This window comes from Candidatus Binatia bacterium, assembly GCA_029243485.1.
GTDB lineage: Bacteria > Desulfobacterota > Binatia > UBA12015 > UBA12015 > VGTG01.
Window position 1 is genome coordinate 217,596 of the sequence record JAQWRY010000075.1, and the last position, 14,851, is coordinate 232,446.

General features: G+C 66.0%; 16 protein-coding genes. 13 read left to right on the forward strand and 3 right to left on the reverse strand.

What is annotated here, in order from left to right; translation table 11 throughout:
- Positions 1-2 precede the first annotated feature (2 nt).
- Entirely contained in the window at positions 3-389 is a 387-nt protein-coding gene (locus tag P8R42_22680) for a hypothetical protein (GenBank protein MDG2307403.1), read from the reverse strand.
- A gap of 166 nt (positions 390-555) precedes the next feature.
- Between P8R42_22680 and P8R42_22685 the strand changes: the two genes are divergently transcribed.
- From P8R42_22685 to P8R42_22725, 9 genes are all read left to right on the forward strand, one after another.
- A complete protein-coding gene (locus P8R42_22685) occupies positions 556-1,470 on the forward strand; it encodes a tyrosine recombinase XerC (GenBank protein MDG2307404.1) in 915 nt (304 codons plus the stop codon).
- Between the two features lie 54 nt (positions 1,471-1,524).
- Complete coding sequence (gene hslV / locus P8R42_22690; GenBank protein MDG2307405.1) at positions 1,525-2,112, forward strand: ATP-dependent protease subunit HslV; 588 nt, start codon at positions 1,525-1,527, stop codon at positions 2,110-2,112.
- Between the two features lie 59 nt (positions 2,113-2,171).
- Positions 2,172-3,491, forward strand: a complete 1,320-nt coding sequence (hslU, locus tag P8R42_22695) for an ATP-dependent protease ATPase subunit HslU (protein ID MDG2307406.1) — start codon at positions 2,172-2,174, stop codon at positions 3,489-3,491.
- Between the two features lie 113 nt (positions 3,492-3,604).
- Complete coding sequence (argB, locus tag P8R42_22700) at positions 3,605-4,498, forward strand: acetylglutamate kinase (protein MDG2307407.1); 894 nt, start codon at positions 3,605-3,607, stop codon at positions 4,496-4,498.
- Complete coding sequence (locus P8R42_22705; GenBank protein ID MDG2307408.1) at positions 4,495-5,694, forward strand: aspartate aminotransferase family protein; 1,200 nt, start codon at positions 4,495-4,497, stop codon at positions 5,692-5,694. Before argB ends, P8R42_22705 begins: the two co-directional genes overlap by 4 nt.
- Entirely contained in the window at positions 5,691-6,611 is a 921-nt protein-coding gene (gene argF / locus P8R42_22710) for an ornithine carbamoyltransferase (GenBank protein MDG2307409.1), read from the forward strand. The genes P8R42_22705 and argF overlap by 4 nt, the downstream gene beginning before the upstream one ends.
- 15 nt (positions 6,612-6,626) lie before the next feature.
- A complete protein-coding gene (locus tag P8R42_22715; protein ID MDG2307410.1) occupies positions 6,627-7,829 on the forward strand; it encodes an argininosuccinate synthase in 1,203 nt (400 codons plus the stop codon).
- 4 nt (positions 7,830-7,833) lie between these two features.
- The gene (argH, locus tag P8R42_22720; protein ID MDG2307411.1) at positions 7,834-9,285 is read left to right on the forward strand and encodes an argininosuccinate lyase; all 1,452 of its coding nucleotides are present in this window, start codon (positions 7,834-7,836) and stop codon (positions 9,283-9,285) included.
- The gene (locus tag P8R42_22725) at positions 9,282-9,737 is read left to right on the forward strand and encodes a hypothetical protein (protein ID MDG2307412.1); all 456 of its coding nucleotides are present in this window, start codon (positions 9,282-9,284) and stop codon (positions 9,735-9,737) included. The genes argH and P8R42_22725 overlap by 4 nt, the downstream gene beginning before the upstream one ends.
- Here P8R42_22725 and P8R42_22730 read toward each other — a convergent pair.
- Positions 9,727-11,022 (reverse strand): diaminopimelate decarboxylase, encoded by a 1,296-nt coding sequence (locus P8R42_22730; protein MDG2307413.1) that lies wholly within the window; start codon positions 11,020-11,022, stop codon positions 9,727-9,729. The genes P8R42_22725 and P8R42_22730 overlap by 11 nt on opposite strands.
- Positions 11,023-11,132: 110 nt before the next feature.
- On the opposite strand from P8R42_22730, the gene dapF reads away from it, so the two are divergent.
- The 4 genes from dapF (at position 11,133) to folK (ending at position 14,358) form a co-directional block, all read left to right on the forward strand.
- Positions 11,133-11,978 carry a diaminopimelate epimerase gene (gene dapF, locus P8R42_22735; protein MDG2307414.1) on the forward strand — a complete coding sequence of 282 codons (846 nt, stop codon included), beginning with the start codon at positions 11,133-11,135 and terminating at the stop codon, positions 11,976-11,978.
- Positions 11,975-12,883: a 4-hydroxy-tetrahydrodipicolinate synthase gene (gene dapA / locus P8R42_22740; protein ID MDG2307415.1), complete on the forward strand. Its 909-nt coding sequence runs from the start codon at positions 11,975-11,977 to the stop codon at positions 12,881-12,883. Before dapF ends, dapA begins: the two co-directional genes overlap by 4 nt.
- A complete protein-coding gene (gene dapB, locus P8R42_22745) occupies positions 12,880-13,701 on the forward strand; it encodes a 4-hydroxy-tetrahydrodipicolinate reductase (GenBank protein ID MDG2307416.1) in 822 nt (273 codons plus the stop codon). Before dapA ends, dapB begins: the two co-directional genes overlap by 4 nt.
- A 156-nt stretch (positions 13,702-13,857) precedes the next feature.
- Entirely contained in the window at positions 13,858-14,358 is a 501-nt protein-coding gene (gene folK / locus P8R42_22750; protein MDG2307417.1) for a 2-amino-4-hydroxy-6-hydroxymethyldihydropteridine diphosphokinase, read from the forward strand.
- Between the two features lie 32 nt (positions 14,359-14,390).
- Here the strand turns inward: folK and P8R42_22755 are convergent, their stop codons facing one another.
- Positions 14,391-14,816 (reverse strand): hypothetical protein, encoded by a 426-nt coding sequence (locus P8R42_22755; protein MDG2307418.1) that lies wholly within the window; start codon positions 14,814-14,816, stop codon positions 14,391-14,393.
- Positions 14,817-14,851: the final 35 nt, after the last annotated feature.

The following is a 14,851-nucleotide window of genomic DNA, read 5'->3' on the forward strand; positions in this document are numbered from 1 at the left end:
CGTCAATCCAACTCCTGGAAGTTCGCGACGCGCCACGTGCCACCGTCGTTCTGGACCGAGACGAGTGCCCGGCGTATCACCTGCCCGCCGCCGCCGAAGGTGATCGTCAGCTCGTAAAGGAACCCGCGGTGGTCCGCGTCCGATCCGACCCGCTCCTCGAGGAAGCTATAGTTCACCTGCGGCTTGCCGGCGGATTCGGGCGCTTCGATTCCCTCGAGCAGTTCCATCTCCCGTTCGAGCTTCACGACCGCGAAGTCGACCGCGTGTTCTCGGGCCGCCGGCAGATCGATCTCGACGTAGTATCGGTCGATGAAGCGCTCGGCCCCCGCGCGCGCCGGGTCATTGGACGTGCAACCGAGCGAGGCGAGGCAGAGCGCCAGGGCGATCACCGAAAAACCCAGTCGCGCCGTGGACGGACGCCTCCCCGCCCCCCGGATCCGGCCAGGTCGTACGGGCCGCACGATTGGCCAGAACATGAGGGTTCGGGTATCACAGAAAGGGGCCCGGCGACAGTTGGGCGGACGGTCCGACCAGGACCGCCGGAGGGGGCAAGGCGTGGAGCGCGCGGGCAAAACGCAAGAGGACTTCGTAGCGAGCTTTCTGCGCGAGCTCGAAATTCAGCGCAACTCGTCGGCGCACACTCTGCGTGCCTACGGCCGCGAGCTCGAAAGGCTCCAGGCGACACTCCTGGGCGACGACCGCACCGGCCGGGTCGACTGGACGGCCGTCTCGACCGACGACCTCCGCCGCTTTCTCGCCACCCGCAGCGAGAACGTCGGCCGGCGTTCGCTGGGACGCTCCGTGAGCGTCCTCCGGAGCTTCTTCTCCTACCTCCGGCGCGTCGGCCTTGCCCAGAATAACCCCGCTTCGGGAATCGGCGTGCCGAAGTTCCCCCGCACCCTGCCCCGCTACCTCTCCGAGACCGACCTCGAGAACGTGTTCACCGATGAAGAGGTCCAGGACGAAGCCGCCGCTCGCGACCTCGCGATGCTGGAGCTGCTCTACGGCAGCGGCCTGCGCGCGAGCGAAACCGTCGGACTCGACTGGAAGGATGTCGCCCTCGACGAACAGCGCGTCCACGTCCGGTCCGGCAAGGGCAACCGCGACCGGATGGTCCCGATGAGCCGCCCCGCCAAACAGGCCCTCGAGCGCTTACGGTCCGTGCAGACGACTACCGGCAACGACCGTGGCGCCGCACGCCCGATCTTCCGCAACCAACGGGGCACCCGACTCGCAGTTCGGAGCGTCGGACGCATCGTCAGCGCCGCGATGGAGAAAGCCGGCCTGCCGCCGATGAACCCCCATGCGCTCCGTCACAGCTGTGCGACCCACCTGCTCGATAGCGGTGCCGACCTCCGATCGATTCAGGATCTCCTTGGGCATACGAGCCTCACCACGACACAGAAGTACACCCACGTGAGCCTTTCGCATCTGCGCAACACGCACCGCCGCTTCCACCCCCGGGGCTGAGCGCAGCGACAGGACGGCATCGACAAGTCCCAGAACGATGCCTACAGATGGATCGTGAGCAACTCCTCCGAGTTCCCGACGATCCGCGCGACTACGATCCTTGCCGTCCGCAAGGACGGACGCACCTGCCTTGCCGGCGATGGGCAGGTGAGCGTGGGATCGACCGTCATGAAGCACAGCGCACGCAAGGTACGCCGTCTCCACCGAGACCAGGTTGTGGTCGGCTTCGCGGGAGCCTCAGCGGACGCGTTCACCTTGTTCGAACGCTTCGAGCAGAAGCTCGAAGAACACCGGGGACAGCTGCGGCGCGCCGCTGTCGAGCTTGCGAAGGACTGGCGTTCCGATCGGGCCCTTCGCCGGCTCGAAGCCATGCTCCTCGCCGCCGACCACGAGCACACGCTCGTCGTCTCCGGCACCGGAGACGTGATCGAACCCGACCCACTCCCGGACGGCGCCTCCACGATCGCCATCGGATCGGGTGGCCCTTTCGCACTGGCCGCGGCTCGCGCCCTACTCGTCCACAGCGATCTCGACGCCAAGGCAATTGCCGAAGCTGCACTCAGGATCGCCGCCGACATCTGCATCTATACGAACGACGACATAACGCTCGAGGAGGTCTCGGGCCCAGAGAGCGAATCATGAACAATTCCGTCGCTGCACCAACCACCCTCGACAACGACGGCGGATCGAGCGCGAGCCCGATGACCCCACGCGAGGTCGTCTCCGAACTCGATCGCTTCATCGTCGGCCAGCGTGCCGCCAAGCGCTCCGTCGCAATCGCCCTTCGGAACCGCTGGCGCCGCCAGCAGGTGGCCGGCGACATGCGTGACGAGATCACCCCGAAGAACATCATCCTCATCGGCCCGACTGGTGTCGGCAAGACCGAGATCTCCCGGCGACTCGCCCGCCTCGCACAAGCGCCGTTCGTGAAGGTCGAAGCCTCGAAGTTCACCGAGGTCGGCTACGTCGGGCGTGACGTCGAATCCATCGTGCGCGACCTCGTCGAAGGCGCGATCGGCATGGTCCGTGCGGAAGAGCGCGAGAAGGTCCAGGTCCGCGCGCGCGAAGCCGCCGAGGAGCGCGTGCTCGACGGCCTCCTGCTGCGCACGACCCCACCGGACGGAACCCCGCCCTCCGAAGACCACAGCGGTACGCGCGACAAGATCCGACGCAAGCTGCGCGACGGAGAGCTCGACGAGCGCGAGATCGAAATCGAAATCCCCGATCAGGCTCCCTCCGTCGAGTTCCTCGCGCCGCAGGGCATGGAGGAGATGGGCGTGAACATCAAAGAGATGTTCTCGAACCTGATGCCCAAGAAGACGTCGAAGCGAAAGGTGAAGATCCCCGAGGCGCTCGAGCTTCTCACCGCCGAGGAGTCCATGCGTCTCGTCGAGATGGACAAGGTCACCCGCGAGGCCGTGCGCCGCGTGGAAACGTCGGGGATCGTCTTCATCGACGAGATCGACAAGATCGCCGGCCGCGCTCAGGGCGGAAACGTCGACGTCTCGCGCGAAGGCGTCCAGCGAGACCTGCTTCCGATCGTCGAGGGGTCGACGATCAACACGAAGCACGGCCCTGTGCGGACCGATCACGTGCTGTTCATCGCGTCCGGTGCCTTCCACGTCTCCAAGCCCTCGGACCTGATCCCCGAGTTCCAGGGCCGCTTCCCGATCCGAGTCGAACTCGAGGCGCTGACCCGCGAGGACTTCGTCCGAATCCTCACCGAGCCGCAGAATGCTCTGATCAAGCAATACGAAGCCCTGCTTCAGACCGAAGGCGTGACACTCAAGTTCGACGACGACTCCATCCAGGAGATCGCTCGGATCGCGGCCGAGGTAAACGAGCGGAACGAGAACATCGGTGCCCGCCGTCTCCACACGGTCTTGGAACGACTCCTCGACAGCCTCATGTTCGATGCCCCCGACCGCCGCGGACAGGAGTGCGTGATCACCGCAGAGAACGTTCGCACTGAGCTCGAGCCGATCCTGAGCAGCGAAGACCTCTCTCGCTTCATCCTCTGAGCGACCGACGATCGCGCCCCGAAGTTTCCACGAGCCGCGAAAAGACGGTCAAAACCGGGCAAATCGCCGCCTGCAGAGTTGCGTTCCGGTACCGCTTTGCGTAATCGCGTCCCGTGGACCAGGCGAGTCGGATCCAGCACGCCGAGATCCTCCTCGAGGCGCTGCCGTACATTCGCCGGTTCGCCGGCAAGACGGTCGTAGTCAAGTATGGCGGCAACGCCATGATCGACGACGACCTGAAGCGGGCGTTCGCCCGCGACATCGTACTGCTGAAGTTCGTGGGAATGCTCCCGGTCGTCGTCCATGGCGGCGGACCTCAGATCAACAAGATGCTCGGTTCGCTCCAGATCAAATCGTCTTTCGTTCGGGGTCAGCGGGTCACGGACGCGGCGACCATGCGAGTAGTGGAGATGGTTCTGGCCGGTGAGATCAACGGCGAGATCGTGACCGGCATCGACCAGGCGGGCGGGCGCGCGGCAGGCCTCTCCGGCAAGGACGGCGGTCTCATTCGAGCACAGCGACGAGACGAAGAGCTCGGCCAGGTCGGGCGCGTCACGGGCGTCGACGTGGGCGTCATTCGAGCGCTTCAAGCCCAGGACTTCATCCCCGTGATCGCACCCGTCGGCTCGGGACCGGATGGCGAGACGCTCAACATCAACGCCGATACCGTCGCGGGCAAACTCGCCGAGGCACTCGATGCGGAGAAGCTCCTCTTGCTGACCGACATTCAGGGGATCCAGGACGGCGACGGAAAGCTGCTCTCGTCCCTTTCCATTTCGGACGCGCGACGACTCATCGACGATGGCGTGGTCGCCGGTGGAATGATCCCGAAGGTCGAGTGTTGTCTCGCGGCCCTGGGCGGCGGCGTCCGGATGGTTCACATCATCGACGGCCGCGTGAGACACGCGCCCCTTCTCGAGCTGTTCACCGACGACGGCGTCGGGACCGAAGTGCATCGCGACGGCACGACGCCTCGCGCGCAGGGCCGCAAGGGGCCGGGCGCATGAGTGCCACAGACGCGACCTCCCAGATCGTCGACCGGAACCTGAAGCACCTCGCGTCCACGTACGCCCGCGCCGAGATCGCGTTCGTGCGCGGCGCCGGTACGGAACTGTGGGATGTCGATGGTCGGCGCGTCCTCGATTTCTTCTCGAGCATCCTGTGCACGAATCTCGGCCACTGCCACCCCGCCGTCACCGAGGCCATTCGTGAGCAAGCGGCGAAGCTCGTACACCTTTCGAACCTGCATCACAGCGAACCGCAGTCGCGTCTCGCCGAGAAGCTCGTGGCGACGTCGTTCGGCGAACGGGTCTTCCTGTGCAACAGCGGCGCGGAGGCCAACGAAGCCGCCATCAAGGCCGCGCGTCGGTACGGCCACGCGAGCGGCGGGCGGTACGAAATCCTCACGGCCCTCGGATCGTTCCACGGCCGTACGATGGCCACCATCGCCGCAACCGGACAGGAAAAGGTGCGGCGCGGGTTCGAGCCGGGCCTGCCCGGGTTCCGCTACGTCGAATTCGGCGATGCGGCAGCAACCGAAGCTGCGATCGGGCCGGATACCGTCGCGATTCTCGTCGAGCCCGTGCAGGGCGAAGGCGGCGTGATCACACCCCCGCCGGGCTATCTCGCAGCCCTGCGCGAGATCTGCGACCGCCGCGACCTGCTCCTGATGTTCGACGAAATCCAGACTGGCTGCGGCCGCACCGGAACCCTGTACGCCTACGAGCAGGCCGACTCCGTGCCCGACGTCATGACGCTCGCGAAGTCCCTCGGCAACGGCCTCCCGGTCGGCGCCATGGTCGCCGGCTCTCGGGCCGCGGGCGCACTCGATCTCGGCTCGCACGGCTCCACGTTCGGCGGAAACTGCGTGACGAACGCCGCGGCCATTGCGACTCTGGACGTCCTCACGGACGGCGCCACGCTCCCACGTGCCCGCGCTGCGCAAGAGCGCCTGTGGGCGGGCCTTCGCACCATCGCATCCGAGCACGACGAATTCGGCGAGGTTCGTGGCCAGGGCTTGCTGATAGGGATTCCGATCTCGACACCGGCAAGAGCCGCCGCCATCGCCGGCCGCGCACTCGACCTCGGTCTTCTCCTCAACGTGACCGGCAGCGGCGTTCTGCGTATCGCGCCTCCTCTGGTCGTAACCGACAACGAGATCGACGAAGGACTCGATCTCCTGAAACGAGCAATCGCGTCATGAAACGAGACTTTCTCTCCATCGCCACACACACGCGGGCCGAACTCGAGGCCATCCTCGACGACGCCGCACGCCTGAAAGCCGACCTCCGCGCCGGCAAGGGCGACCGTCCTCTCCTGGGCAAGACTCTCGCCATGATCTTCGAGAAGCCGAGCCTGCGCACGCGCGTCACGTTCGAGACCGGGATCAAGCAACTCGGCGGTGCGTCCGTGTATCTCGCTCCCGGCGACATCCAGTTGGGCGCGCGAGAGACCGTTCCCGACATCGCGCGCAACCTCTCGCGTTGGGTCGATCTGATCATGGCGCGAACGTTCTCGCATCAGGCGATGCTCGAACTCGCAGAGAACGCGACCATCCCGGTGATCAACGGACTGTCCGACCTCCTGCATCCCTGCCAGGTCCTCGCCGACTGCCAGACGTTGCTCGAGCACCGAGACAAGCTCGAGGGCCTCACCGTCGCGTTCATCGGCGATGGCAACAACGTGGTGAACTCGTGGATCCACGCCGCTTCGCGACTCGGCATCCACTTCCGCCTTGCGTGCCCGAAGGGGTACGAACCTGACGCCACACTGCTCGCGAAAGCGCGCGAGACCGCGACCGCCGAGATCGAGATTCTCCACGACCCGGCCGCGGCGGCCGAAGGCGCCGATGCGCTCTACACGGACGTGTGGACGAGCATGGGTCAGGAAGCCGAATCCCAAGCGCGTCGGGCGGCCTTCGAGGGCTATCAGGTGAACGCCGCCCTTCTTGCCAAAGCCAAGAAGAATGCACTCGTCATGCACTGCCTCCCCGCCCACCGCGGCGAGGAGATCACGGGCGAAGTCGTCGATGGTCCGCAATCAGTGGTCCTCGAGCAGGCCGAGAATCGTCTGCATGCACAGAAGGCCGTGATGGTGCGGCTCGCCGCGCCGTCGGCCTGAGATACGGGAGTACCGATGAAATCAAAGGTCCAGAAGATCGTTCTGGCATACTCCGGCGGGCTCGATACGTCGGTCATCCTCGGATGGCTCCGCAAGGAGTATGATGCCGAGGTCGTGGCCTATTGCGCCGACGTCGGGCAGGGCGAAGAGTTGGATCCGGTTCGCGGCAAGGCCGAGGCCGCCGGCGCATGCGCCTGCATCATCGAGGACCTGCGAGAGGAATTCGTACGGGACTACGTCTTTCCCGTCTTGCGTGCCAACGCTACGTACGAGGCCGGCTACCTTCTCGGCACGTCGATCGCGCGGCCGCTCATTGCAAAGCGGCAGGCGGAGATCGCGCGCGAGCACGGAGCCGACGCGGTAGCCCACGGCGCGACCGGCAAGGGCAATGATCAGGTTCGCTTCGAACTGACGTTTGCCGCGCTCGCGCCCGAACTCACGATCATCGTGCCCTGGCGCGAGTGGGACTTCGTGGGCCGCGAGGACCTCATTCAGTACGCCGAACAGAATGACATCTCGATTCCGGTGAGTCGCGAGAAGCCCTACTCGTGCGATCGAAACCTCCTCCATATGAGCTTCGAGGGCGGCATCCTCGAGGACCCGTGGCGGGAGCCCTACGACGACATGTTCGTCATGACAAAGTCTCCGCAGGAGGCTCCTGCCGAACCCGAGTACGTCGAGATCGACTACGAGGCGGGAGATGCCGTCGCCGTCAACGGCGAACGCCTTTCCCCCGCCGCCCTCCTCGCCAAGTTGAACGAGCTCGGCGGAAAGCACGGTGTCGGCCGCATCGACATCGTCGAGAACCGCTACGTCGGGATGAAGTCCCGCGGCGTCTACGAGACTCCGGGAGGCACCATCCTCTACCTGGCGCACCAGGCCGTGGAATCACTCACGCTCGATCGCGAAGCCATGCACCTCCGCGACTCGCTCGTGCCCCGCTACGCGGACATGGTCTACAACGGCTTCTGGTTCGCACCGGAACGCGAAATGCTCCAGGCACTCGTCGATGAGAGCCAGAAGCCAGTCACCGGCACCGCGCGAATGAAGCTGTACCGCGGCAACGTGTCGATCGTCGGCAGAAAGGCCGCTCGCTCGCTGTACGACGCCGACATCGCCAGCTTCGATGAAGCCGGCGGTTATCAGCAATCGGACGCGACGGGATTCATCTCGCTCACCGGTCTCCGGCTGCGCATGCGCGCTAAGTACCAGGGCTGAGCCGATGCCCGGCTCGAAAAAGGTCCCCGGGAAGAGGAAGAAGGCATCAAAGGTCGCCAAGGCCTGGGACGGTCGCTTCCAGGAGCCGACGGACCCCCTCGTCGAAACCTTCACGAACTCACTCGCCATCGACCTCGAGATGGCCGACCAGGACATTCGGGGCTCGGTGGCTCATGTCCACGGCCTCGAGCGCGCCGGACTCCTCACCTCGAGCGAGACCGGGAAGATCGTGCGCGGACTCGGTCGGGTCGGCAAGGAGATCCGCGACGGAAAGTTCCGCGCGCACCCATCGGACGAAGACGTGCACATGGCCGTCGAACGGAGGCTCACGGAACTCGTCGGCCCGGTCGGCGGCAAGGTCCACACCGGCCGAAGCCGCAACGATCAGGTAGCGACGGACGTACGCCTGTGGCTGCGGGACCAGATCGACGCCACGATTGTAGACATCGCCGCACTCCAGGGATCCCTCCTGCAACGTGCGCAGAACGACCTCGACGTCGTCGTACCCGGCTACACACACCTGCAGCGCGCCCAGCCGGTGCTCCTGTCCCACCACTGGCTCGCATACGCCGAGATGCTCGAGCGCGACTGCGACCGTCTCGCGGACACACGCAAACGCGTGAACGTGCTTCCGCTGGGCGCAGGAGCATTGTCCGGAGCCGGGTTTAGACTCAACAGACGAGCCGTCGCCCGTGAACTCGCGTTCGATTCCGTCACCGAGAACTCTCTCGATGCCGTGTCCGACCGCGACTTCATCGTCGAGTTCTTGTCCGCAGCCTCCCTCATCGCGATGCACCTCTCCCGGTTGAGCGAGGAGATCGTGCTCTGGTCGAGCGACGAGTTCGGGTTCCTCAAACTGCCCGACGCGTTCGCGACCGGCAGTTCGATGATGCCACAGAAGAAGAATCCGGACGTGGCCGAACTCGTCCGGGGCCGGACCGGGAGAGTGTACGGCTCCCTCGTCACGATCCTGACGACGCTGAAAGGCCTGCCGCTGGCGTACAACCGCGACCTTCAAGAGGACAAACCTCCGCTCTTCGACGCGGCGCGTACGACCCGAGCCTGCCTCGCAGTCCTCGCCAAGATGCTCCCGAAGCTGCGGGTCCAGAAGGCGCGAATGCGGGAGGCGGCCGGTGGTTTGGCCCTCGCGACGGAGCTTGCCGACTACCTCGTCGAGCGCGGACTCCCCTTCCGCGAAGGCCACTCGGTGGTGGGGCGAATCGTCGGATTCTGCGTCGAGAACGACCGCGATCTGTCCACCCTCACGACGGCCGAACTCCAGACGTTCTCGCCGGACTTCGGCGACGACGCGCGGAAGCGGCTCCGGATCGAGACGGCGCTCGCACGACGAAGCCTGGTCGGCGGCACCGCTCGAAGCAATGTCGAACGACGGATCGGGGAGTTGGAAACCTCCGTCGCCGGTCGCCGCCCGAAGCGCGCGCGGAAACGCCGATGAGAAGCGGCGCCGTAATCGCCGCGGCGCTCGCGGCGACTCTCGCGGCCGTCGCCGGGATCGGCTGTGGAAAGATGGGCCCACCTCGCCTGCCCCAGCTCGCGATCCCGCTCGAACCGCAGCCCGTTCAAGTGCGGAACGTCGCAGACGGAATCGCGGTGACGTTCCGCCGACCGCGCGAGTATCGCGACGGTGTTGCGCTAGACGACCTCGGCAACTTCGAGATCTCGAGATCGTGCGCGCACGCGCCGGGCCCGATTCCGGTCGCCAACATTCCGGTCGTCGACCACGGCCGCCTCCAGAAGCAGAGCCAGATCACGCTGGTCGACTTCGATCCTCAGCCCGGCCAAACCTGCACCTATCGCGTCGTCGCGGTGACGCTCGACGGCTACCGAAGCGCGCCCGCCGACAGCGAGCCCATCAAGCGCGAGATCCCTCTGGCCGTCACGCCGTAGTCGAGAGCGGCACTTCGCACTCGGCAGCCAGAATGTCCTCGAGAGTCTCTCGCCGCGACATCAGCACCGCGCGGCCATCGTCCCACCACACCTGCGGTGCGCGCCCCAGCGAATTGTAGTTCGAGGACATGGCCGCACCGTAGGCACCGGCGTCATGGACGAGCAGGAAGTCACCGGGCTCGGGCGTCGGAAGATCCCGGGGCTGGATCAGCTCGTTGTCGTCCCGTGTGAAGACGTCACCGGACTCGCACAGCGGACCCGCCACCGCCCACGGCTGAACGGGACCAAGGGAATCGCCGACGACGGTCATCCGGTGGAACGAGCCGTACATCGCGGGCCGCACGAGATCCACGAAGCCGGCATCGACCATCACGAAGTCTTGTCCGGAACCCTTCTCGTTGGTCTGCGTGCTCTTGCGGCCCGTGACGCGCGACACCAGCGTGGTCGACGGCGCGACGAAGAAGCGGCCCGGCTCGATCTCCACGCGGATCTGGCGACTTGCGCTTTCACTGAAAGAGGCCTGCGCATCGCGCAGAGTTCGCGCGAGGGGAGCGAGGTCAGGCACGAGGTCGGGATCCTGGTAGGAATGCGGCAGACCGCCGCCGAAGCTCACCGCACCGCAGTCGGGGAGATTCGGGAGGACATTTCCGAACAGAAACGCGAGCCGTCCGACGTTCGCATTGAACTCATCTTGCTGCGGCCCGCTACCGACGTGCGCGTGCAGCAAGGTCACCGGCAGGTGGTGCGCAGCCGCCGCTTCGATCGCCCCGGGGAGGTCGTCGATCCAGATGCCGTGCTTGGAACTCGGGCCACCGGTGTCACATGCCTGAACGTGACCGTGCCCGAACCCCGGGTTCACCCGCAGACCGACGGGCCCGCGGTACCCCGCCCCCGCGAGCGTGGCGAGCTGGCCAATCGATCCGATGTTCGGCAGCACCTTCTCTTGCTTGATGACCTCGATCGCATTGTCCCGAAACACATCGGCGGTCAGCATCGCGACCGGCGGCTCCGCTCCCATCGCAAATCCGGCCCGCTTCGCCCGCAGGATCTCGTTCCCCGAGACGGCGTCGATCCAGATTCCGCTACCCAGCATCTCCTTCAGGATCAGATGCGCCGAGGACGCCTTCATCGCGTATCGCGAGTTGAGCCCGGGCGCCGACGTCAGGTCCTTCACCACACCGATGCGCGCGCGGAGTACGTCGGCATCGCAGAAAAGGAACGGAGTACCGATCTCGTCGGCCAGTCGGCGAAGAAAGGCGGGATCCTGGAGCGGGTGATCAGCCATACCGCCTTCCTAGCGGCCGGCCCGGATGCGGTTCAAGGGCTCGGCACCCACCTTGGACGATCGTGGAGCTTGGATGACGTAGGCGGGTGGGGAATGGTAGGAACAGCGCGATGCGCCTCCCCTTCACCAAGATGCACGGGATAGGCAACGACTACGTCTACGTCGATGCCTTCCAGACGACCGTCGAGGACCCCCCTGCGGTCGCGCGGCAGGTCTCCCCGCGCAACACCGCCATCGGCTCGGATGGCCTGATCCTGATCGCCCCTTCGGACGTCGCCGACTGCCGAATGGAGATGTACAATGCCGACGGGAGCCGGGGCGAGATGTGCGGGAACGGCATCCGCTGTGTGGGCAAGTACGCCTACGACCACGGGATCGCGCCACGCAAGACCCTGCGGGTAGAGACGGATGCAGGTGTGAAAGAATTGACCCTCCGGGTGCGGGACGGACGGGTCTACGAGGTCACGGTGGACATGGGAGAGCCCGGCCTCGACCCGGCCACCCTCCCGATGAAGGCCGACGGCCAGGTGATCGACTCGCCGATAGAGATCGACGGGCGCCAGGTGAACCTCACGGCGGTTTCGATGGGCAACCCGCACGTCGTCACCTTCGTGGACTCCACCGAGGACGCGCCGGTGACGACCTTCGGCCCCGTGGTCGAACGCGACGCTCTTTTCCCGCGGGGCGTGAACATCGAGTTCGTCGAGCTTCTCGCCCCGGCACCGAGCGCCCGTCTGCGCATGCGGGTCTGGGAACGGGGCTCGGGAGAGACCGCGGCCTGTGGAACCGGCGCGTGCGCTGTTGCCGTGGCGGGCGTACTCACCGACCGGGGAACGAGAGACGTCGAGATCGAGCTCCTCGGCGGCAACCTACAGATCGAGTGGCGAGAGTCCGACGGACATGTCTACATGACCGGCCCGGCGGCCGAGGTATTCTCGGGGGAGATCGACGTATGACCAATTCCAACTGTCCTTTCACCGGGTCCTTCGTGGCCCTCGTCACACCCTTTCGCGACGGCAAGGTGGATCACGAGGCGCTGAAGGCGCTGGTCGATCGACAAATCGCCGCCGGGCAGAGCGGGCTCGTCCCGTGCGGCTCGACTGGCGAATCGGCGACGCTCGACCACGAAGAGCACGGTGCGGTCATCGAAACCGTGGTGAAGCACACCGCCGGCCGCGTCCCCGTCATCGCGGGCACCGGCTCGAACGCCACGGCCGAAGCCATCAGCCTCACGAAGGAGGCGGAAGCCGCCGGAGCCAACGGGGCCCTGCTGATCTCGCCGTACTACGTGAAGCCGACGCAGGAAGGTATCATCGACCACTACCGCGCTGTCGCCGAATCCACGTCGCTGCCGCTCATCGTCTACAACATCCCGGGCCGTACGGCCTCGACGATCGAGGTTCCGACGCTCGCCCGCCTCGCCGAGGTGGAAAACCTGGTCGCGGTAAAAGACTCGACCGGCTCCCTCGACAGCGTCATGGACACCATCGCCGCGTGCGGAGACAAGATGGCGGTGTTGTCCGGGGACGACTCCCTCTCCCTTCCGCTCATCGCAATGGGGGCGACCGGTTCGATCTCGGCCATGGCGAACGTGATTCCGAAGGAGATCGCGGACCTTACGTCCGCCGCCCTCGCCGGGCGCTGGGACGACGCTCGGAGGATCCACTACCGGATCCTTCCGCTGATCCGTGCCTGCTTCCTCGAGTCGAACCCCATCCCGATCAAGGCCGCCGTCGCCATGCTCGGGGGCTGTGAGAACTCCGTTCGGCTGCCGCTGCGCCCGCTCACCGACGGCGCACGAGAGAAGCTGACGGCGGCGATGAAGGACTTCGGACTCCCGACGAATGGAGCTGGGGTATGAGCACGACGACGGGCGTTCGCGTCTCGATCGCCGGAGCCGGCGGCCGCATGGGCCGTATGCTGCTCAACCTTGCGACCGCCCACCCCGACCTGTCCGTGGTCAGTGCCTTCGAGGTCGCGGGCCACCCCGTGGTCGGCGAAGACGTGGGAACACTTGCCGGAACCAACCCGAGCGGTGTCGCGGTCACGGATGACGCCGCGGCGGCCCTGGAGGCCGCCGACGTCGTGATCGAGTTCACACTCCCCGAGGCCTCGCTCGACCACATGCGGCTCGCCGCCGAGCGCGGCTGTGCCGTCGTCCTGGGCACGACCGGGTTCAGCCCCGAGCAACTGAGCGACATAGAGGGGCTCACCAAGCGGATCGCCCTCCTGCAAGCCTCCAACATGAGCGTCGGTGTGACGGTCCTGACGCAAGTGGTTGAAGACGTGGCACGGCGGCTCGGCTCCGCCTTCGACATCGAGCTCGTCGAGACCCACCACCGCAAGAAGAAGGACGCCCCCTCCGGGACCGCCCTGACCCTCGCCGAAGCGGCCGCGCGGGGACGCGACGCCGACCTCGAGAAGTGGGCCACGCACGGCCGCTCGGGCATCGTCGGCGAGCGCCCCGACGAAGAGATCGGCATCATGGCGCTGCGCGGCGGAGACGTCGTGGGGGACCACACGGTCTACTTCTACGGCACGGGGGAGCGGCTCGAACTCACCCACCGGGCTCAGAGCCGCGAAGCCTTCGCATCCGGCGCCCTGCGCGCCGCGGCCTGGATCGCCGGCCGGCCGGCCGGCTCCTACTCGATCCGGGACGTGCTTTTCGCGGCCTCGTAGGGCGGGCGGCCCCGCCCCGGGGGCTCAGGGGCGATTCACTTGTCGGGTCGCCCGCGATCCGCTATAAAATTCATCGGTAACTCGGTGGTGGAGCCGTCGCACACGACGCCGCATCCCACTGTGTATCGATGAGGAGTTTGGGGAGGAGCGCCTAGGATGCCGCACCGCGGGTTTGTCGGCGTCGGGTCGAATCTCGGCGACCGAACGGCGAATATCAACGAAGCGATCGACAAGCTGTTGGCGCTTCCAGACACACGAATCGTGCGTCTTTCGTCTTTCTACGAAAGCGAGCCTCACGGCGACGCGAAGACGTGGTTCGTCAACGCCGCCCTGGAGATCGAGACCGAGTTCAAGGCCACCGATTTCCTGAAGCAGCTCAAGGTGATCGAAGAGGCGATGGGCCGAAAGCGGGTCAAGGGAAAGAAATGGGGGTCGCGCATCATCGATCTCGACATTCTCTTCTTCGACCAGGAAATCGTGAATTCCCGGAATCTGAAGATCCCGCACCCCCGTCTGGCCGAGCGCCGATTCGTGCTCCTGCCGCTGGCCGAGGTCGCGCCCCAGCACAACCACCCCGTTCTGAGCCAGACGGTGTCCCAGATTCTGGCGACGTCCCAGGACACGAAGCGCGTTACCCTCCTGCCCCCCGGCGCATGAAGCCGTCTCGCACACGGGGAGGGCGCCCGGAGCTAGGAATCGGCCTCGCGCTGAAGCTCGATCCGCGTCGCCGCAATCGCCTTCTCGAGGGCACTACGGCGTCCTTCCAGTTCCTCCACCACACCCGCGCGGCCGAACATCGTCGGATCATCCACCAGGACCGCATAGCGCTCCAGCGCCACGCGGAACTCGGCCAGCGAGGTGCGGTCCGGGAAGCGCTGCGCGGCGATTCGGGCGAAGTCCTGTGCCCGCTCGAGCGGATAGACGAACTCGTTCCAATCGGCCATCGGCACTCCACCGTCGTTCTTGGCCAGGTAGACCAGCTTCCCCGAGAACTCATCGAGGAGGACCAGGTGGGTCTCCATCAACTCCGGATAGCGGCTCCAATAGCACCCGGCGAGAACGAGAAGCACGGCAAGGAGTCGGGTCCCCCGCGAGTTCAGCTTGACCCTCTCCATCCACGCTCTTAGCATACACTCTGTTCCCCGGGGCC